General features: G+C 45.9%; 18 protein-coding genes and 1 riboswitch. Of the genes, 8 read left to right on the forward strand and 10 right to left on the reverse strand.

The genetic code is table 11. From position 1 onward, the window contains the following. Positions 1 to 14 precede the first annotated feature (14 nt). From thiQ to mpl, 5 genes are all read right to left on the reverse strand, one after another. Complete coding sequence (gene thiQ, locus R7P67_RS15605) at positions 15 to 719, reverse strand: thiamine ABC transporter ATP-binding protein (protein WP_005379648.1); 705 nt, start codon at positions 717 to 719, stop codon at positions 15 to 17. After that, positions 719 to 2,305, reverse strand: coding sequence for a thiamine/thiamine pyrophosphate ABC transporter permease ThiP (gene thiP, locus R7P67_RS15610; RefSeq protein ID WP_136976965.1), 1,587 nt, complete (start codon positions 2,303 to 2,305; stop codon positions 719 to 721). Before thiP ends, thiQ begins: the two co-directional genes overlap by 1 nt. Positions 2,306 to 2,346: 41 nt before the next feature. After that, a complete protein-coding gene (gene thiB, locus R7P67_RS15615; RefSeq protein ID WP_136976964.1) occupies positions 2,347 to 3,339 on the reverse strand; it encodes a thiamine ABC transporter substrate binding subunit in 993 nt (330 codons plus the stop codon). A 72-nt stretch (positions 3,340 to 3,411) separates the two neighbouring features. Continuing rightward, positions 3,412 to 3,548: riboswitch (TPP riboswitch) on the reverse strand. A gap of 37 nt (positions 3,549 to 3,585) precedes the next feature. Beyond that, positions 3,586 to 4,224, reverse strand: coding sequence for a flavin prenyltransferase UbiX (locus R7P67_RS15620; RefSeq protein ID WP_025768362.1), 639 nt, complete (start codon positions 4,222 to 4,224; stop codon positions 3,586 to 3,588). A 5-nt stretch (positions 4,225 to 4,229) separates the two neighbouring features. Beyond that, on the reverse strand, positions 4,230 to 5,588 hold the full coding sequence (gene mpl, locus R7P67_RS15625) for a UDP-N-acetylmuramate:L-alanyl-gamma-D-glutamyl-meso-diaminopimelate ligase (RefSeq protein ID WP_064353586.1): 1,359 nt from the start codon (positions 5,586 to 5,588) through the stop codon (positions 4,230 to 4,232). Between the two features lie 312 nt (positions 5,589 to 5,900). Here mpl and fbp point away from each other — a divergent pair, with 312 nt between their 5' ends. Continuing rightward, positions 5,901 to 6,917, forward strand: a complete 1,017-nt coding sequence (fbp, locus tag R7P67_RS15630) for a class 1 fructose-bisphosphatase (protein ID WP_005383114.1) — start codon at positions 5,901 to 5,903, stop codon at positions 6,915 to 6,917. 127 nt (positions 6,918 to 7,044) lie between these two features. Further along, on the forward strand, positions 7,045 to 7,575 hold the full coding sequence (ppa, locus tag R7P67_RS15635) for an inorganic diphosphatase (RefSeq protein ID WP_005379635.1): 531 nt from the start codon (positions 7,045 to 7,047) through the stop codon (positions 7,573 to 7,575). Positions 7,576 to 7,648: 73 nt separating this feature from the next. On the opposite strand, the gene R7P67_RS15640 is transcribed toward ppa, so the two are convergent. The 4 genes from R7P67_RS15640 to R7P67_RS15655 are packed head-to-tail and all read right to left on the reverse strand — an operon-like array spanning position 7,649 to position 13,926. Further along, positions 7,649 to 8,011: a DUF2799 domain-containing protein gene (locus R7P67_RS15640; RefSeq protein WP_025768360.1), complete on the reverse strand. Its 363-nt coding sequence runs from the start codon at positions 8,009 to 8,011 to the stop codon at positions 7,649 to 7,651. A 49-nt stretch (positions 8,012 to 8,060) separates the two neighbouring features. Next, on the reverse strand, positions 8,061 to 8,408 hold the full coding sequence (locus tag R7P67_RS15645; protein ID WP_033906019.1) for a gamma-glutamylcyclotransferase: 348 nt from the start codon (positions 8,406 to 8,408) through the stop codon (positions 8,061 to 8,063). A 44-nt stretch (positions 8,409 to 8,452) separates the two neighbouring features. Then, a complete protein-coding gene (locus R7P67_RS15650; RefSeq protein ID WP_262652831.1) occupies positions 8,453 to 12,217 on the reverse strand; it encodes a translocation/assembly module TamB domain-containing protein in 3,765 nt (1,254 codons plus the stop codon). After that, positions 12,214 to 13,926, reverse strand: a complete 1,713-nt coding sequence (locus R7P67_RS15655; RefSeq protein ID WP_005383121.1) for an autotransporter assembly complex protein TamA — start codon at positions 13,924 to 13,926, stop codon at positions 12,214 to 12,216. The genes R7P67_RS15650 and R7P67_RS15655 overlap by 4 nt, the downstream gene beginning before the upstream one ends. A 167-nt stretch (positions 13,927 to 14,093) precedes the next feature. Between R7P67_RS15655 and msrA the strand changes: the two genes are divergently transcribed. Next, positions 14,094 to 14,732, forward strand: a complete 639-nt coding sequence (msrA, locus tag R7P67_RS15660; RefSeq protein WP_005379620.1) for a peptide-methionine (S)-S-oxide reductase MsrA — start codon at positions 14,094 to 14,096, stop codon at positions 14,730 to 14,732. A 70-nt stretch (positions 14,733 to 14,802) separates the two neighbouring features. On the opposite strand, the gene R7P67_RS15665 is transcribed toward msrA, so the two are convergent. Next, positions 14,803 to 15,003 (reverse strand): DUF1107 domain-containing protein, encoded by a 201-nt coding sequence (locus tag R7P67_RS15665; RefSeq protein ID WP_005379612.1) that lies wholly within the window; start codon positions 15,001 to 15,003, stop codon positions 14,803 to 14,805. Positions 15,004 to 15,218: 215 nt separating this feature from the next. Between R7P67_RS15665 and R7P67_RS15670 the strand changes: the two genes are divergently transcribed. The 5 genes from R7P67_RS15670 to R7P67_RS15690 all read left to right on the forward strand — a co-directional run bounded on the left by R7P67_RS15670 (position 15,219) and on the right by R7P67_RS15690 (position 19,121). Then, on the forward strand, positions 15,219 to 15,770 hold the full coding sequence (locus tag R7P67_RS15670; protein WP_213960810.1) for a YtfJ family protein: 552 nt from the start codon (positions 15,219 to 15,221) through the stop codon (positions 15,768 to 15,770). Between the two features lie 227 nt (positions 15,771 to 15,997). After that, a complete protein-coding gene (locus R7P67_RS15675; protein ID WP_132936729.1) occupies positions 15,998 to 16,297 on the forward strand; it encodes a DUF2607 family protein in 300 nt (99 codons plus the stop codon). Between the two features lie 133 nt (positions 16,298 to 16,430). Continuing rightward, the gene (zrgA, locus tag R7P67_RS15680) at positions 16,431 to 17,084 is read left to right on the forward strand and encodes a zinc uptake protein ZrgA (protein ID WP_262652832.1); all 654 of its coding nucleotides are present in this window, start codon (positions 16,431 to 16,433) and stop codon (positions 17,082 to 17,084) included. A gap of 52 nt (positions 17,085 to 17,136) precedes the next feature. Beyond that, positions 17,137 to 17,865 (forward strand): ABC transporter ATP-binding protein, encoded by a 729-nt coding sequence (locus R7P67_RS15685; RefSeq protein WP_005379603.1) that lies wholly within the window; start codon positions 17,137 to 17,139, stop codon positions 17,863 to 17,865. Then, on the forward strand, positions 17,862 to 19,121 hold the full coding sequence (locus R7P67_RS15690) for an ABC transporter permease (RefSeq protein WP_005379602.1): 1,260 nt from the start codon (positions 17,862 to 17,864) through the stop codon (positions 19,119 to 19,121). The genes R7P67_RS15685 and R7P67_RS15690 overlap by 4 nt, the downstream gene beginning before the upstream one ends. Positions 19,122 to 19,123 lie beyond the last annotated feature (2 nt).

Raw genomic sequence — 19,123 nt, forward strand, 5'->3', positions numbered from 1 at the left:
GCAACTATCAGGCACTAGCATGCTGCTCGGATAAATGCCGCAAGCTTCTCACTAGCATGCTGTTCACTCAATGCAGACATATCACCCGCGGCTTCCACTTTACCATCTGCCACAAACACAAAGTGGCTGGCAATCGCTTTGGCATCGCTTAAATGGTGCGTGACCATCAATACGGTTATTCCCCGCTCTGCTGCGAGTTTTTTTACCAAGCTCAGCATCTCTTCACGCAACACCGGATCAAGCGCCGAGAACGGCTCATCCAATAGCCACATGGGATGAGGCTGAACAAAACAACGCGCTAAGGCAACACGTTGACGCTGGCCACCAGAAAGATGCTCTGGCAAACGGTCGAGGTACTCTGCAACACCAACTTGCTGCGCGGCTTGTTCAATCTGACGATTTTGGTCCACCGTAAGCTTTAGCCCTGGGTGTAAGCCCAAACCGATGTTGTCACGCACCGATAAGTGAGCAAACAAATTGTGCTCTTGGAACAACATAGAGAACGGACGCAGATAAGGCTCTTTACGCACAATGGACTCACCATCAACACAAATATCACCACGGTCAGGATGGATGAATCCTGCCACCAACGCCAGCAAGGTTGACTTCCCTGCCCCACTTGGTCCCATCAGCGATACAATCTGTCCTTGCTCAATCGTTAAGTCAAAACGAAACAGTTCACGTTGGTAGGTGTACTGCACATCATCCAACACTAACATTACGCTCTCTCCTTCGTTTTCAATACTTTCTCAATCAAGGCAAAACAGCCCACACTCAACAACAATAGGGTCACCGATACCACCGCAGCTGCGTCCATCTGATAACTGCCAAGCAACTGGAACAAATACAGAGGTAAGGTACGAAACTCTTGTCCACCAAACAGTGCGATGGCACTTAAATCCCCTATTGCAAACATAAAGCTGATCGCAAACGCATGTGCAAACGGCTTGCGTAGCGCCTGCCACTCCACCACTTTAAACCGTTGCCAGCCACGCATGCCTAAGCTGGCACATACATACTGATACTGTTGTTCAATGTGCAGCATTGGCTGCGCTAGCGTTTTGATCACGTAAGGCAAAGCCATCAAACCGTTCACCAAAATCACGACAAAAAATGCCAAGCTAAAAACATCGGTAAATGCGCGCAGTAGTAAGAATAAACCGGTGCTAATCACCAGACCTGGAGTCACCAAAATAATGGTGCCGATTAACTCTATCTGATCGGCTCGCGTGTTTTTGTACTGCAACCGCCAACGGCGACTGGTCAATAGTATGGACACCCCTGCAGCGACCGCAAGCACGCTAGCGACACAGGCGACTTTGAGGGAGTTCAATAGCGCAAACCAAAAACGCTCATCGGTTAATACTGTCCAAACTTGTTGGTTGATGCCACTCAGTAACACCATCAATAACGGCGGTATTACCAGTAAAAAGGCACCTATGATCCAAAAGCTATCCCAAGCTTTTGACCACCCATGATCCTTCGTTAAATATTGCTGTACCGATGTGCTTCCAGCACTGATAGAAACAGGCCTTGTTAACTTCTGCACTCCAATAGCAAGCAGTCCACATAACAGCATCTGCCACAGCGCCAATAACGCCCCAGCTTGTAAATCAAAATCAAACTTAATCGCTTGGTAAATGGCCAATTCAATGGTGGTGGATTTTGGCCCGCCCCCCAACGCCATTACAGTGGCAAAACTGGTAAAGCACAACATAAACACCAACCCACAAACGTGGGGAAGCTGCTGCCTTAAACGCGGCCATTCTACCCAGCGAAACTTATCCCAATGGCTCATCCCAAGATGCGCGCAAAGCTTATGCTGCTCGGCAGGAATAGACTCCAAGGCTTGCAGAAGCAATCGTGCCGCGTAAGGTAAATTAAAGAACACATGGGCGAGTAAAATGCCGTTCAAACCGTAAATAGAGAATGGCAGTTTAGTGTCGAAACTTTGCAACCACTGCGCCAACAAACCACTGTTGCCATAAATCGCTAACAGCCCAAAAACACCAACCAAAACCGGCAAAACCAGTGTCGATGCAAACAGCTTAAGCAGTAATGATTTACCAATAAATTGGCGACGCGAAAGTGCGTGCGCTACTGGAATGGCAAAGCCAACACTGAGCAATGTGGAAAGAAACGCTTGGTAGAAACTGAACTTGGTGACATGTTGATAGTACGGGTCGCCCCATACCACAGACACATCAAGTGAAGGGGCTTGAACAATCAAAGCACCTAGGGCAGAAATAACAAAGGTCGCGATGATCATCGCGACCCCTAAACCTATTTTTGGAACAGAATTCAAAGGTAAAACCTATCTCATTCAGATGAGGGTGGAAACGTCAGCTAAAACGTCAATGCGCTTTGCCATTCGCGAATCCAAGACTTACGCATTTTTGCCACTTCATCAGCACTAAAGCTCAACGACTTGCTTGGAACACTCAAAGTTTCAAAACCTTTAGGTAACTCAACGTCAGTGACTGGGTACATCCAGTTACCCGTTGGCATCGCCGATTGGAACTCATCACTTAAAATGAAACTCATAAATTGATCAGCAAGTTCTGAATTTTTTGCCCCTTTCACTTTGGCGGCGACTTCAACTTGCATGTAGTGGCCTTCAGCAAAATTCGCCGTCGCAAACTTCGAATCGTTTTCCGCAATTAAGTGGTACGCAGGTGAGGAGGTGTAAGAAAGCACTAAATCGGACTCACCATTGAGGAACATGGAATACGCTTCAGACCAACCTTTCGTGACCGTTACGGTTTTGCTCGCTAGCTTCTGCCACGCTTGCGTCACATCGTCGCCATAAATAGATTTCATCCATAGCATCAAGCCTTGGCCCGGCGTTGAAGTCCGCGGATCTTGGTAAATCACTTTCAGATCGTCGCGCGTTTCCACCAGCTCTTTCATGCTTTTCGGCGGATTAGTCATTTTCTCTTTGTTGTACACAAACGCGAAGTAGCCGTAATCGTACGGTACAAACGTCGTGTCGCTCCAACCGTTTGGTAACACTGTATTGGACGTATCTACATTGTGCTCGGCAAGCAGACCGGTTTTCTTCGCTTCTGCCATCAGATTGTTATCCAAACCTAATACGATGTCCGCTTTGCTATTACCGCCTTCAAGACGAAGACGATTCAGAATCGACACACCATCGTCCAACGCTACGAAGTTAACGTCACAGCCACATTTTGCTTCAAAAGCTTGCTCGATTTTAGGACCCGGCCCCCAATCTGCGGCAAAAGAGTCGTAGGTATAGATGGTTAATGTGTTTTCAGCGGCAAACGCTGAAGTAGAGGTGATTGCAGCTAAGGCAATCAGATTTAGAGTGGGTTTCACTGCTCGCTCTCCATGAGTATTTCAGAGAAATAAGTTGAGCGGCACAGGGTTTGAGGCGGCTATTAAGGACTTCCAATATCCAGACTCAATTCCTACGCCAGCATTATCTGGTTCAGGTAATACGGGTCCCTAGTTAAACACTTAGGTCTCAGCGCCCCAATGCATTGATTGACTCAATGCTAAATGGGTTTGCTCCCCGATGAGTTGGATGGATTGTAAAGGTATTTGAGTGGTTACACAATCAGCTCACGAGCGCTGGTCATAACCCCAACGAGGCACCAAACCTTGCTCAATACCTAAGTGGTCAAGAATTCTCGCCACCATAAAATCCACTAAGTCTTCAATACTCTTTGGCTGATGATAGAAGCCTGGAGCTGCTGGCATGATGGTGACGCCCATTTGCGACAGTTTGTGCATGTTCTCCAGATGTAGCGTTGAAAATGGTGTTTCGCGAACCACGAGCAACAGCTGCCCGCGCTCTTTCATTACCACATCAGCGGCCCGCTCGATCAAGTTATCTGACATACCATGCGCAATCGCTGCAACGCTTCCCGCAGAACATGGGCAAACCACCATTTGCTTGGGTGCAGCAGAACCAGACGCAACCGGCGAGAACCAATCGTCTTTACCGCAAACGGTGATGTTATTTGGATTGCAGTTCAGGTGCTCTACTAATGCTTGCTGCGCCGCTTCTGGGCCACTTGGTAGCTTAAGATTATGCTCGGTTGCCATCACAACACGAGCCGCCGAAGAAATCAGAACGTAGACATGATAATCCGCCGCAACCAAGCATTCTAAAAGACGAAGGCCGTAGGGAGCACCAGAAGCACCCGTTAATGCCAACGTGATGGCTTTTTTATGAGAGGGTTGTGTTTTGTTTTGCATATCAATCAGGCTTTTTGTTTTAACTGCTCAAGAAGTTTTCCGTGAATACCACCAAAGCCACCGTTGCTCATGACTAGAATTTGGTCACCTGGTCGCGCACGTTCGACGATCTTGGCTACAAAGTTATCTATATCCGCATCGACAAACGCTGGCTGTGTGCATTGGTCGGCAATGTCTTGCACAGACCACTCGATATTATCTGGCTGGAACAAGAAGACTTCATCTGCACTGTGTAGTGACTCTGCAAGTGTGTTTTTGTGTACGCCACGCTTCATGGTGGCAGAACGCGGCTCTAACACAGCAAGGATGCGTTTTTCACCTACCTTGTTACGCAAACCACCGACTGTAAGTTCAATTGCCGTTGGGTGATGCGCAAAATCATCGTAAACCGTCACACCTTGTTCTTCACCTTTCAGCTCTAAACGGCGCTTGGTATTGATGAAACGCCCTAATGCTTGGCAAGCAAGATCCGGAGTGACTCCAACATGTCGTGCAGCAGCGATTGCCATCAGCGCATTATCCACATTGTGGTCACCCACCAAATTCCATTCGACGGTACCAACCTTCTCGCCTTGCAACGCAACGTCAAATTTTGAGCCATCAAGCACTAATTTGTGCGCTTGCCAGTCACCATCAACACCTGAAAACTGCTTTTCTGTCCAGCAACCACGCTCTAATACATCCGCTAACGCTTGATCCTGCCTCGGCGCTAAGATCAATCCATTGCCCGGTACAGTTCGCACTAAATGATGGAATTGGCGTTTGATCGCTTCTAGATCATCGAAGATATCAGCATGATCGAACTCAAGGTTATTCATGATTAAAGTGCGAGGATGGTAATGCACAAACTTAGAACGCTTATCGAAAAAAGCACTGTCATATTCGTCCGCTTCAACGACAAAAAACATACTTTCACCCAAACGAGCAGACACTCCGAAGTTACCGAGTACCCCACCGACTAAGAAACCCGGTTGATAACCACAATCTTCAAGTATCCAAGCAAGCATGCTCGACGTGGTCGTTTTCCCATGTGTACCCGATACCGCCAATACCCAACGATCATGCAGCAAAAACTCGTTGAGCCACTGCGGGCCAGAGGTGTAACGCATGTTAGTGTTGAGCACATGCTCGACACAAGGGTTACCACGGCTCATCGCATTACCAATCACCACAAGATCTGGTTGAGGGTCGAGTTGAGACGGGTCAAAGCCTTCAATAATTTCAATACCTTGAGACTCAAGCAGTGTGCTCATTGGCGGATAAACGTTGGCATCAGAACCAGTGACTTTATGTCCTAATTGGCGCGCTAGAATCGCTGCGCCGCCCATAAATGTGCCACAGATACCCAAGATATGAATGTGCATAAGCTAAACCTTGTAATGCGTTTTTTAATGCTTTCATTATCGCGATTACCGCCTGAAAAGCGAGTGACTTTAGCCTTCTTCTTGCAGTCCCTTTCACAAATATGACAAGGTTGAACACAGACTGTACAACCTCTTGCTTACTGATGAATCCCTCAAACAAGTCTACAAATAAATTGAGATCTCAAACAGTTACTTCATTACCATTAAAAAGATCTGCGACTTAAACTTACATCCAGCGCAATCGTTTAACATCCATAAAGAGATGCTCACTTGCGCACTACCCCCAATGAAATGAAAATGTAAGGATTAACCATGTCAGGACTGCGCACCCTAGGCGAGTTCATTGTCGAAAAACAAGCGGATTTCCCCCACGCTAGCGGTGATCTATCATCCCTTTTAGCCTCCATTCGTTTAGCTGCAAAAATCGTTAACCGCGAAATCAACGCAGCGGGTCTCGGTGATATCACTGGTGCTGTAGGCACGGAAAATGTCCAAGGTGAAGATCAGCAAAAGCTCGATGTTTACGCGAACGATAAGTTCAAAGCCGCGCTTGAAGCTCGTGATCAAGTGTGTGGCGTTGCCAGTGAAGAAGAAGACGAAGCAGTTGCGTTCAATAAAGAACTCAACCAAAACGCCAAATATGTAGTACTGATGGACCCACTTGATGGTTCTTCTAACATCGATGTGAACGTCTCTGTTGGTACTATCTTCTCGATTTACCGTCGTGTTTCTCCAATCGGTACTCCACCAACTGAAGAAGACTTCCTACAACCTGGTCACAAGCAAGTGGCTGCGGGCTACGTGATTTACGGCTCCTCCACCATGTTGGTATACACAACTGGTAACGGCGTAAACGGCTTTACTTACGACCCATCTATCGGCAGCTTCTGTCTTTCTCATGAAAACATGATGATTCCTGATGATGGTAAGATCTACTCCATCAACGAAGGTAATTACATTCGTTTCCCTCAAGGGGTGAAGAAGTACATCAAGTACTGCCAAGAAAACGTGCCAGAAGACGGTCGCCCATACACTTCTCGCTACATTGGCTCGCTGGTTGCTGATTTCCACCGCAACCTACTGAAAGGCGGTATCTACCTTTACCCAAGCACACAAAGCCACCCACAAGGCAAGCTACGCCTGCTTTACGAATGTAACCCTATGGCATTCCTCATTGAGCAAGCTGGCGGCATTGCATCGGACGGCGTGAATCGCATTATGGACATCAAGCCTACTGAGTTGCACCAGCGTGTACCTTTCTTTGTGGGTTCGAAGAACATGGTTCGCAAAGTTGAAGAGTTCCTTGAACTGCACCGCGACGAAGAATAATTTCAGACCTTTGTCCAACGCGGCAGGTGTTTACCTGCCGCGTTTTTGTCGCTAAAGTGAAACGCGAATTTATCATCAGATGAAGCCGCTTTTGTGTGACTCATCGTTAATGAAAAGGAATATTCTAATGAGCTTAAACCATGTACCAGCAGGCAAGTCGCTGCCTGAAGATATCTATGTCGTTATCGAAATTCCTGCAAATGCAGATCCAATCAAGTACGAAGTAGATAAAGACTCTGGTGCTGTATTTGTCGACCGTTTCATGTCTGCACCAATGTTCTACCCATGCAACTATGGCTACGTGAACAATACCCTGTCTCTTGATGGCGACCCAGTCGACGTATTGGTACCAACACCATACCCACTCATGCCAGGTTCAGTCATTCGCTGCCGTCCTGTTGGCGTTTTGAAGATGACAGATGAATCGGGTGAAGATGCAAAAGTGTTTGCGGTTCCCCACTCAAAAATCTCGAAAGAGTACGAGCACATCCAAGATGTGGACGATATCCCAGAACTACTGAAAGCGCAGATCACGCAATTCTTTGAACGTTACAAAGAGCTTGAAGCAGGCAAATGGGTGAAAGTGGATGGTTGGGCAGATGTTGCTGCCGCCAAAGCTGAAATCCTAGAATCTTACGAGCGCGCTCAGAAAAAATAAGCATCACTGCTGATACAAAATTAAAAAGAGCTGCTCTAGGGCAGCTCTTTTGCTTTCATCTTACCTGTGTCGACTAGATAGGTGCGCCTGCTGAAGACATTCGTCCAGCGTCGTAGTCATGTTGAAAGAAGGGGTCAACATCATCACAAATGCCAAAATACGGACGCCCGATAACACCGAGCATATAAGCACTTTGCTCGCAATACTCTTGTTTGCCTTGCTGGTAACCCGCTTGATAAGCCATTATCAGTTCTGGCGTCGCATGGTTAACATCATCCAGCTTCGCAATTCGCTCCTCAGATAACTCCCGTAATCCATCTAAAGCTGACTGCTTACCAAACACTTGCCAATCGGTCACATTATTCGAAGTCGGTAGTGTTGTTTGTGCGCATGCAGCAAGAAGCAACGCCATTACTCCAATTACGAATGTTTTCATCGTGACTCCTTAGTGTTTAGCTCGTTGCTATTGATAATGTCAGTATAGCTCACACCTTTTGACACCAATCGCCGGAAGCGATTTCTTCGGTTAATTGCTCAGTATCTTGATATAAGTAGATCCAAGCTTGGCCAAACGGCGTAACGATGCTCTCTCGGCGATATTCCACTGGCACATCTTCTAACCTATCTAGCTCGGATAAGGTTTCATCATCAATCAGATACACTTCACCTTGAATCGAGCGTTGCCCATCAGACAACGCTGGATAAGGGCCTAAGTCATACATTGCAAATTGAGCATCTGTTTCATGTAAACCAAGAAACTGCGCCGAGCGCAAATACTGATGGTTGTACTCTCCCTTGCGTAACGTGCCGTAGACAAAAATCAAATGCTGCATAACCACTCCTTAGTCATGACTGTGTATGCTTAGGTTAAAGCACTTTAATCGAACTCAAACTGATAGAGTAGGTCAACGGCGCTATCTACACCAGATACCGCTTCTAAATACAAGTCTTGCATCAATCGGTAACGCACAGTGAACTCACCTAGGGAGTTAAAGATGCCGACACCATATTTCACCTGCAAACCTGGCAGAATATAACCACTCACCGTCACTTGCGAGTCATCGCCCGACCCAGCAGTGTCCAGCTGTAAATCCTGTACGCCAAAGGCTTCACCGATTTCACCAACCACACGCCCACTCTTCGCCAAGCTTAAACCAATTAAGGTAGTCGTCATTGCATTACCACCAGCTTCACCATCAATATCTTGACCACGAAGTAGATAAGAAAGTGCATTGGCTTGGTTCATCGCGGGCTCTGAGAAAATTTCTATACTCGGATCAGATGCTGGGCCCGACACTTGTACCCCCGCAATGACATCATCTTGGGTATTGTCTGGATTACGAATCGCTTTGATAGACAAGTAAGGTTGATCTGGTGGACCATTCATCAGAATCTTACCTTCTTTAATCAATAAGTCCTGACCAAACGAACGATAAGAACCGTCGACAACATTCACTTCACCAACGATGAAAGGACCTTTGTCTTTTTGTGTCACGTTTAGGTTCCCTTTCAACCCACCTTTTAAACCAAAAGCGGCAAGTTGGAAGTCATCACCAATTTTAATGTTGATGTTCGTTTCCACATCAAACGGCATCGCAGCGACATCGTCCACTGGCTGCAAGTTTTTATCGAGAATAACGGTATCACTCGATACGCCTACCGCACTTGGTGGAAGCTCTTCGACGACAATTCTGCCCCATGGCAAATTAATATCACCCTCAATTTTCGCAAGCTGAGGAGTCACATCTATTGTCATGTCAGGCTCAACTTTGATTTTTACCATTGGAGGCAAATCAACATTGAGCTCTTTAGCAAATACACGCGCTTTAGTACGCCAGTTCTGTAAGTCCTGCCAGTCGGCATCACCGGTAACGTTCAACTCACCATCCGGGGTTAGAATTCCGGCATCCAAGTCCGCTTGATGGCCTTTAAAGTTGATGACGACCTGCCCTGAGTTTATATCTATCGGTGTGACTTCACCCTGTAGCTTCATTTGGTCAATCAAGAACTGACCATTCACCTTCGGATGCATGACGTCACCTGATATCGCTAGGTCAGTATTCATGTTTGCTTTAAACAAGCTGTACTCACCAATCAACGGTGCCAAGAAATCCAAGTGGAACGTAGAGAGTGAAACCTTACCATCAATAGTGGGCTTTTCAGACGAGACATTCAGTAAAGAAACCTTACCAGACAAGTCACCGTTATCTTTCACATCAAATAGCCACTCGGCATCAAGCTTGTCTTTCGCTAATGCTGCTTTAAAGTTGAAGCTTTCCCAACCGACTTTAATTGGCTGTTCAAGCGCTTGTTCAACTTGGCCTTTTGGCATATTGACACTTAAGGTTACTTCAGGCTTTTTCTCTGGTGCCCATTTAGCAAAAGCCTGTGCATTAACCGAGCCTTGCAGCTTGGTTTCTGGCGGCAGGAATTGTTTGATTTGGTCAAAATCAAAATCATTGATGGCTAACTTCGCCTGGCCACTCTTACCGACACTAATGTCTTCGGTTAGACATACGCTCGACTCCGCTTGCAACCAACAATGCGCTTGAACGTTCGCGATCTGTTTGTCGATATTGACCTTCACCGCGGTCGATTTTTGCAACGCCCACGGGCCTTGTTGCGAGCTCAGCGTCAAGCGGCGCAGCGCCCCATCCCAAATCATTTCTGGTTTCTGCTGGAATGTCCCTTCAATTTCTAAACTGGTCGACACCAGGTCAGATACTACATCGAGCGTCAGTTGATGCAGTTTTTCATCCCCAGAGACTTCAAGGTCAGCACTATCAACTTTTATGTCGTCATAGGTAATGTTGTTCGCAATTAGGCTTATGTTCGCTTTTGGTGCTGGCAGAGGCTTCACATCACCCTTTAAGGTGATCGTTTCTACGTTCGCCTGTTGCTGCCAGTTTATCTGATTTAAAGCGAGATCAAGATTGATGTCTGGTTCTTTCAAGCTACCACGTAGTGCGACTTTACCCTGCATTTTACCTGCAAGATCCGGAACACTTTTTGCAAAATCAGGGAAGTTAACCTCAACATCCATCAGAATTTGCTTATCTATCTTACCCTTTGCACTGAGTTGGTTTGGACCATGAGAAAGCGCTAAACCCTGAGTGGTAAGTTGGATGTCTTCGCCTTTGCCGTTCTTATCAGACGCTTCAAGTTGCCCTTCAACATTCAGCGGATACCCTCGCAAAATGCCGTCAATGTCTAACTTAGGCAAACTGACTTGCCAACCGCCTTGTTCTGTTAACGACCCCGAAGTCGAAAGGTTACCGCTGATATCCCCTTCTGCTTCTTTCCATTGTAAACCTGGTTGAATGTTTTTCAGGTTTAAGTCAGCTTGCCAGTTGATTGGCGCGGCCCAATTGGCCATGACTTTCCCAGAGAGTTCGCCTCCCAGGGTTTTCACTACAAGGCTTTCGAGGTCAATTTGCTCTAACGTACCTTTGCCGTTTAGTGCGACATCAACGGCGGGAATATCTTTGCCTGACGCTTTGGTTTCTAATGCGACTTCGTAGCCATCAAGTGAGCCTTTTGCCGCCAAGCTTGGTACAGAAACCTGGTAATCGCTTTGTCCAAATAGCGGCCATTGCGCCTGTACATTTTTAATCGCGACATCAAACGGTAACTGCGTTTTAAGCGGTTGAATATCACCTTTGATCTCCGCTTGTACAAGCTCAGAAAGCGTAGCATTTAGTGACAAATCACCAACCGAACCCGAGACCGAAAGCGACAGTTTTTGTCCCTTCGCATCCGCTTGCTTCACTAACGCGTCCAGTTGCGCTTTGATAGGGTAATCAGAAGAAAGCGTCACTTGTGTGCTCAACTTGCCTTCCACTTCTGGCATGTCGAGCTCTAATGTTTTGACATCAACACGCTCACCGCCTGCTCTTGCAACCAAACCAAGATGATTGACGATCACTGGCGTTTCACCTGCCAGTTTGAAATTGTGAATATCAAGACGACGCGCTTCCACCGTCAGTGGAATCCATACTTCGGGTAACACAATATCTTGCGGCGTAACGTCAGTTTCTTTCGGCTCATCGGCAGCCGCTTCAGGTTCAGCCTCACTTGGTGCTAAAGCCACATTAATCTCTTTCAACGCGGTAGGTGCAATCACCAAACGATCACCCTGCATCGACAAAGCGGTCGAGAACGTTTGCCAATCAATTTGATTGCCCAGCACATTGATATTGATGTCATTAAAGCTGACTTTATTAACAAAAATTGGCACTGGCGTACTGATAGAACGCAGTGGTGGTGTTTCCTCTTGCTCCTCGCTTGCTGGCGGTAGCTCAGGCATCTTAAAGTCAAGCCCCTGCAGTCTTAACTCATCGACACAGACCTTAGGGTCAAAGAAGCAGCGGAAGTTCACTGCCAAAGCTAAACGCTCGACTTTGGCGTCGATATTCAAAGACTCATCGACAAAACTGACGTTATGCAGTTCGAAGCGAGGAAACAATGAACCCTGCACTTTTTCAATCTGCAATTGTGGTAATGCTTTTTCAGCTCCCCACAAGGCAAATTTGAGGCCTGGGTGGGTAAACAAAACTGTCGCGACAATAATGATGAGCAACAGCAATAGACCAATCAAACTGAGCGACAGCCATTTGGTCCACTTAAACATCATTTTGATCATAGCTCAGGCCCCAATGAGAAGTGGATACGAAACTCTCGTTCTGGTTTTGCATCCAACCCCCATGCAAAATCAAAACTAACAGGGCCCACCGGAGACGCCCAGCGGATACCAACACCAGCACCTGATTTCCAATCTGGTGTTTCATTAAACGCATCACCAATATCGTAAAACGTTGCAGCCCACCAGTTTCCATAAACACGATATTGGTATTCTAATGTACTGCTAACAATGTATTTACCACCCGTCAAAGCACCACTCTCATCCACAGGTGAAATAGATTCATAGCCGTAACCACGAATATTATTGTCACCACCAGCGAAGAAACGCAGCGACGGTGATAGCTTTTCAAGTTCATCGGTAATATTCGCACCACCTTCTAAGCGGAACAAACCACGATGATTCTCTCCAATACCACGAATCCAAGAAGTCGAGCCAATTAAGCGGAGCACTCTAGTTTCAGAAAGCATAGCGGTATCACCATACTCAATAGTGATGCTTTGCTTGTCTCCCCACATTGGCATATTGCCCCCTCGAACCCTAGTCCGAGAAAATGTCGCACCTGGAAGTACGAAGTTGAATTCATCATCTTGTAAACCTTGCGTAAAGCTCTCGTACAAATGACGAACATAAACGGTATTATGCCAACCACCGTCTGCTAACCAATGACGCTCCACTGCAAGGTTAGACTCGATACTCTGCGTGTCACGGTTGTCTAGGTTTTTAAGCCCATATTGAACTTGATAATAATCGTTAGCGACATCTTCTAAAGGAATTTTGTAAGAAGCAGTCACGGTTTGCTCTGGCTTAGATAGGGATAAAGCGGTGTTGAAACTGTGTCCTCGGGAGCTCACCCAAGGTTTCTTCCACTTCAACGTCCCTCGAACGCCGACATCCGTTGAGTAACCAATACCCGTCTCGATCTGATTCTTGGAAGCAGGAGATAAAGACACTTTAATTGGCAAGTCTCGGCCATCATCAAGCCTATCCAATTCAGGCTCAACAAAAACTGAGGAAAACCACTCCGTATTTGATAGCTTCTGGTTAAACTCGCCCAGCTTCGAAACGTTGTATGGGTCCCCTTCTTTAAAAGGTTGTAATGATGCGACACGATCTTCCCAGATGTGGTTGCCAATAAAAGAAACGTCGCCAAAATTGAAACGTATTCCACTGCTGTAGTGCAAACGGACATTAGCTTCGTTCAGATCAGGGATAACCTCTAATCGACTTAGCGTAAACTCACCATTGAAGTAACCACGCTGAAGCGCCAAGTTACGAATGCCTGACTTAAGGCTGTCGTATTGGCCTTGATTCAAAACTTGACCAACTTTGAGCGGAGAGCGCTCAATAAGTTTTGCAAACTCTTCATCGTCCTTGGCCTCTCCAGTGATGACCACATCCATGACTTTCACTTTCACTGGCAAGCCCGGCTTGATGAGCACAATTAACTCATCATTCGCTTCAGGAATAGAGTATGAAATTTTTGCATGATAATACCCAAGCGCGTTAAGCGCTTCAGTGATACTTTGATCTAATCTCGCTTGAAAACGCAGAGAAGTGGAGTAATCCTTCTCTGGAATAGATGATAGATACGCACTGACATTCTCTTCTAAAGCGCCATCAATGCCTTTCAAAGTCAAAGAAACATCGGCATAGGCACCATGAGAAAAGGCAAACAGGCCAACAATGGTGGGGAGAGCTTTTTTTATCATGCTTTTATGGCTGAATGAGGTTAAGTAAACGTAAATAATGATAACGCCAATTAGATTCTAAGTCTGTAATATTAATAGGTTTAACGCGGTCTATGTCATCACAGCATCAGATACAGACGAAATGAAAAAGTTCGCAAATTTAAGACACGTATTGAAGGACAAATACCATGCTCAACAAACAAACATTGATCAGTATAGAAGATGCCTTGCCAGGTAGAGATCAACCAATGCAGATTGACGATCATCATTTTGTAAATAAATCTAACCTAAAGGCGCCTCTTGCGTCACACCAACAGCAGATTTTGCTCGGAATGGGCTGTTTTTGGGGCGCTGAGCGCGTATTTTGGCAACTCGACGGCGTTGTATCTACTTCGGTCGGTTACGCTGGGGGGTACACACCCAATCCCACGTATGAAGAGGTCTGTACAGGTAAAACGGGTCATACAGAAGTCGTACGAGTCGTTTTCGATGAACGCGTCATCTCATTAGAAAAGCTACTGGCTGTTTTTTGGGAAAAACACGACCCAACTCAGGGAATGCGTCAAGGTAACGACTTAGGTACTCAATATCGTTCTGCAATTTACACTTATTCGACGGAGCAGCTCGAGAGCGCAGAGAAATCGAAACTCTTGTATCAGCAAGCACTGCAAGAAGAGCAACGCGCGAACATCACCACCGAAATACAACCAGCAGGTCCGTATTACTTTGCGGAAACCTACCACCAGCAATATTTGGCGAAAAACCCTGATGGTTACTGTGGCATCGGAGGAACGGGAGTTTGCTTCCCACCAAGCCTCCAAGGATAAACCTAACCAGCAACAAAAAGAGCGACCGATATGGTCGCTCTTTTCTAAATCTAAGTGGGTACCAAGCTAACTAAGCCGATAATGATGCTATCACTTGGTTGACTTCTTTAAAGATGGTGAGCCTTTTATGATCGTTGACGTCAGGTAGTAACACTTTGCCATTGTCGAACTGAAAACAGCCAACCCCAACAATAAAAAACTGACCTTTGAACAACGTTTTAACAAAACGGGCCACTTGTAATGGTCGATATACAGCAAACTCACGTAGCATAACTCACCTCAATTCCTTTGAGAAAACACGGATTGCTTATTTTTCCTCTGCAATCTTAATGCGCAATTTGCGACGGAACTCATTTTAGCAAATTCTAAATATAACGCAAGATTACACCACTCCATACGTTAAATAAATGTTATCAACGGTCCTACAAATTTCTAGGTTCTGGATATATACTGGAAGCTTCCAAACCTCGTACGGAATATAACAATATGAAAACTAAGACTCTCCTACCTCTATTACTGGCCTTAACGCCAAGCTTGACCTTTGCACACAACTTGTCAGTGGGAAAAAGCGTTCCTCCTGTCAATGTTGCCGCTTACGGCGAGATTGTTTTACAAGGCGAAGGCGTTGCATACCAACCCTGGGCAACTCAACATATGCAAGGCAAAGTTCGTGTTATTCAAGCCATTGCAGGCCGTAGCAGTTCAAAAGAAATGAATGCCCCTTTAATGTCGGCAATAACAGCGGCAAATTTTCCACAAGAAAGCTACCAGACCACAACTATCATCAACCAAGATGATGCAATTTGGGGGACAGGCTCTTTCGTGAAGTCTTCAGCTCAAGACAGCAAAAAAGAGTTTCCTTGGTCATCCATGGTTCTTGATGAAAATGGCGTAGTTGCCAATACTTGGGGCCTGAAAGAAGAAAGTTCGGCCATTATTGTCCAAGACAAAACGGGCAAAGTTCTGTTCGTCAAAGAGGGCGCACTTGAGCAAGATGAGATAACAAAAGTCATTGAGCTTATTAAACAGAACATCTAGCTTCATTGAATGGCTCCTTGTTCTTGTTGTAAGGAGCTATATGAATTTGATTAGAAGCATGGGCAGTGATAACTCTGCTCTTTATAAGTGCGACACTTCCATCAGAGAGTATTACCAATATTTTTCGGCACGTATGTGTGGAGTTAAATTTTTCTGCTAGCCAACAAAAGAGTGAACTTTTATTCATTATGGGTGTTATATTATAACAGTCGGTAAGAGGAGCTCAGATGTACCACCACCAGCAAAAAACACTAAGATATTGGTATCGCACTGCTTTATTTTTCAGTGTTGCGTTGCTGATCGCTTGGAACTTTGCGGTTGTACTCCATCAAGTCGATCTGACGCCCGACCATCATACCCATCATCATTGCCAATTGTTTTCTGGTGTTCAGCACGGTATAGCAAAGGTACAACCTACCCTCTCTACACCGACTTTTGCGCGCGCCCAGCATCATCATGTTTTTTTGCATCTCGTGTACGGCGAAGAAGTTCTTGGCGCTGCTCGTGCCCCTCCTTATTTTGCTTAATTTCCAAACTATTCCACACTCAAAATTATTGAGTTCATTTCCGCACCTAGTGTGTCAGGAACAATAACTTAGTGAAACTCGAATCTGAGCAATACCCCCTTTGGTTAATGCCAGTAAAATTAGGAAAAATACAATGTCATCAAAACACGTTTTAGCCCTTGCTATTGGCCTCACTTTATCGACAGCAGCGAATGCAAACGAATACCGCCAGCATGGTGCTCATGTGCATGGTCACGTCGAGTTTAATATCGCCCAAGATGGCAAAGATCTGTTAGTAGAGATCACAGCTCCTGGAGCTGATGTTGTGGGTTTCGAACATGCTCCAGAAAACGCACAACAAGAGCAAGCGCTTAAACAAGCCGTCGCTACACTCGAAGACAGCAACGCATTGTTCGCTATTAACTCACAAGCTGATTGTAATATTGAAGAAGCTTACGTGAGCCACAACCTAAGCGAAACTCATGAGGAACATGATCATAGTGAGCACGACCATGATGACCATGCACATCACGATCATGAAGGACACGAACACCATGATCATAATGAACATCATGATAAACATGACCACCATGACGATCATGATGAGGCGCACGATCATGGCGGTCACGGTGAATTTTCGGTGCAATATCGCTTCAATTGCGAACAAGTTAATCAGCTTAGCCAAATCCAAACCGATTGGTTTAACCAATTCCTAACTACAGAGTCCATCAGCGTCAATATATTCACTGATACCATGCAATCAGCAATTAAATTAAGCAAAGATAACACCCAAATCGTAATCAAATAACACGAGTGGCGTGTGAGTACCCACTTACACGCCACAGCTTTGGTGATTTAATATGACTGAAACCACACCAAATGTTGTCGAGCTAGAGGATGCCCAATTTTTCTGGCCCGGTTCAACCAACCCAACCATCCACATCCCCAAATTACACATTACACAAGGCGAGCATGTGTTTATCAAAGGTCCAAGTGGCTGCGGTAAATCGACCTTGCTCGCTTTGTTGACGGGGATTAACACATTAACTTCAGGCTCTCTATCTGTACTCGATACTGACCTTGCTAGTTTAAGTGCCAGTCAGAGAGACCGCTTTCGCGCCAATCATATTGGCTACATCTTTCAACAGTTCAATTTATTGCCGTACCTTAACGTACTTGAAAACGTATTATTGCCATGTCAGTTCAGTAAAATACGACGTGACCGTGCCCATTTAGGTGCCTCATCTCAAACATTAAATGAACAGGCTCAGGCCCTACTAGAACGACTGCACTTGCCAAACGAGCTTCATACACGCCCTGTCTCTGAATTGAGTATTGGTCAACAACAACGTGTGGCTGCGGCTCGAGCTCTGATAGGACATCCAGAGTTAGTGATCGCTGACGAACCAACCTCAGCTTTAGACTATGACAATCGTAAAGCATTTATTGAGCTCCTTATGGAGCAAGCGAATCAAGCCAATGCCACACTGGTATTCGTTAGCCACGACCCAACACTCGAACCCTTATTCGATCGCACGCTTAATCTACCCGACATTAATCAAGTATCTAGCCTAGGAGCCATATCATGAGTGCTGTTGTAAAGCTCGCCTGGAAAAGCTTGATGAACCGCAAAGCGACGGCAATTCTAACCATCATGACCGTTGCGATTTCAGTGGTACTCCTCTTGGGCGTCGAGCGTATCCGAACTCAAGCTAAGGATAGCTTCGCCAATACAATTTCAGGCACTGACCTCATTATTGGTGGACGTTCTGGGCAAGTGAACCTATTGCTCTATTCTGTCTTTCGTATTGGTAATGCGACCAACAACATCGATTGGAAAAGCTACCAAGAGTTTGCCAATCATCGTTCAGTCGATTGGGCTATTCCAATCTCGCTTGGCGACTCGCATAAAGGCTTCCGAGTTATGGGAACCAATCACAGTTACTTTGAGCATTACAAGTTTGGAAGTAAGCAACCACTAACATTCAGCAAGGGTAGAGAATTCAATGGTTTATTTGAAACCGTGCTAGGTTCTGATGTCGCTAAACAACTTGGTTATGATATCGGTAGCGAAATCATCATTGCCCACGGCATTAGCGACGTTGGCTTTAGCCGTCATGACAATCTGCCATTTAAAGTTGTCGGTATCCTTGCACCTACAGGAACACCAGTCGACAAAACCGTCCATGTATCACTAGAAGCAATCGAAGCCATTCACGTCGGATGGGAAAGTGGTGCGCGTTTGGGTCCGACACCCAAGGCACAAGATCTCAAAAACAGAGACTTTCAGCCCAAACAAATTACCGCTATGCTCGTTGGTTTGAAATCTCGTATTCAAACTTTCGCCCTGCAAAGACAAATTAACACCTACCCCAAAGAGCCGCTCAGCGCCATTATGCCCGGCGTTGCGTTGCATGAGTTATGGGGAATGATGTCGGTTGCAGAGCAAGCCCTAATGGCAGTATCTGGTTTTGTCGTGATTGCAGGGTTGTTAGGTATGTTAAGCAGTCTATTAACTAGCCTACAGGAACGCCGCCGTGAAATGGCGATTTTGCGTGCCATGGGAGCAAGGCCTCGTCATGTTTTCTCACTCTTAATTAGTGAAGCTAGCTTGCTTACTGCTGCTGGTATTATTACTGGCGTTACTGGGCTGTATGCCATTCTTGCTATCGCGCAGCCGATCATCCAACAGCACTATGGAATACATCTCACCTTAAGCATCTTATCTACTTATGAGTGGATGCTATTAGGTTTCGTACAATGCGCTGGTATTGTGATTGGTTTCATTCCCGCACTCCGCGCCTACCGACAGTCACTGAGTGACGGAATGACAATAAGGATTTAATA

The organism is Vibrio sp. Vb0937 (assembly GCF_033338855.1).

What these genes read in the sequence shown, in the direction of transcription:
- thiQ (WP_005379648.1), bottom strand. Translation starts at nt 719, where the DNA reads ATGTTAGTGTTGGATGATGTGCAGTACACCTACCAACGTGAACTGTTT.
- R7P67_RS15620 (WP_025768362.1), bottom strand. Translation starts at nt 4,224, where the DNA reads ATGCAAAACAAAACACAACCCTCTCATAAAAAAGCCATCACGTTGGCA.
- mpl (WP_064353586.1), bottom strand. Translation starts at nt 5,588, where the DNA reads ATGCACATTCATATCTTGGGTATCTGTGGCACATTTATGGGCGGCGCA.
- fbp (WP_005383114.1), top strand. Translation starts at nt 5,901, where the DNA reads ATGTCAGGACTGCGCACCCTAGGCGAGTTCATTGTCGAAAAACAAGCG.
- ppa (WP_005379635.1), top strand. Translation starts at nt 7,045, where the DNA reads ATGAGCTTAAACCATGTACCAGCAGGCAAGTCGCTGCCTGAAGATATC.
- R7P67_RS15640 (WP_025768360.1), bottom strand. Translation starts at nt 8,011, where the DNA reads ATGAAAACATTCGTAATTGGAGTAATGGCGTTGCTTCTTGCTGCATGC.
- R7P67_RS15645 (WP_033906019.1), bottom strand. Translation starts at nt 8,408, where the DNA reads ATGCAGCATTTGATTTTTGTCTACGGCACGTTACGCAAGGGAGAGTAC.
- R7P67_RS15650 (WP_262652831.1), bottom strand. Translation starts at nt 12,217, where the DNA reads ATGATCAAAATGATGTTTAAGTGGACCAAATGGCTGTCGCTCAGTTTG.
- R7P67_RS15655 (WP_005383121.1), bottom strand. Translation starts at nt 13,926, where the DNA reads ATGATAAAAAAAGCTCTCCCCACCATTGTTGGCCTGTTTGCCTTTTCT.
- msrA (WP_005379620.1), top strand. Translation starts at nt 14,094, where the DNA reads ATGCTCAACAAACAAACATTGATCAGTATAGAAGATGCCTTGCCAGGT.
- R7P67_RS15665 (WP_005379612.1), bottom strand. Translation starts at nt 15,003, where the DNA reads ATGCTACGTGAGTTTGCTGTATATCGACCATTACAAGTGGCCCGTTTT.
- R7P67_RS15670 (WP_213960810.1), top strand. Translation starts at nt 15,219, where the DNA reads ATGAAAACTAAGACTCTCCTACCTCTATTACTGGCCTTAACGCCAAGC.
- R7P67_RS15675 (WP_132936729.1), top strand. Translation starts at nt 15,998, where the DNA reads ATGTACCACCACCAGCAAAAAACACTAAGATATTGGTATCGCACTGCT.
- zrgA (WP_262652832.1), top strand. Translation starts at nt 16,431, where the DNA reads ATGTCATCAAAACACGTTTTAGCCCTTGCTATTGGCCTCACTTTATCG.
- R7P67_RS15685 (WP_005379603.1), top strand. Translation starts at nt 17,137, where the DNA reads ATGACTGAAACCACACCAAATGTTGTCGAGCTAGAGGATGCCCAATTT.
- R7P67_RS15690 (WP_005379602.1), top strand. Translation starts at nt 17,862, where the DNA reads ATGAGTGCTGTTGTAAAGCTCGCCTGGAAAAGCTTGATGAACCGCAAA.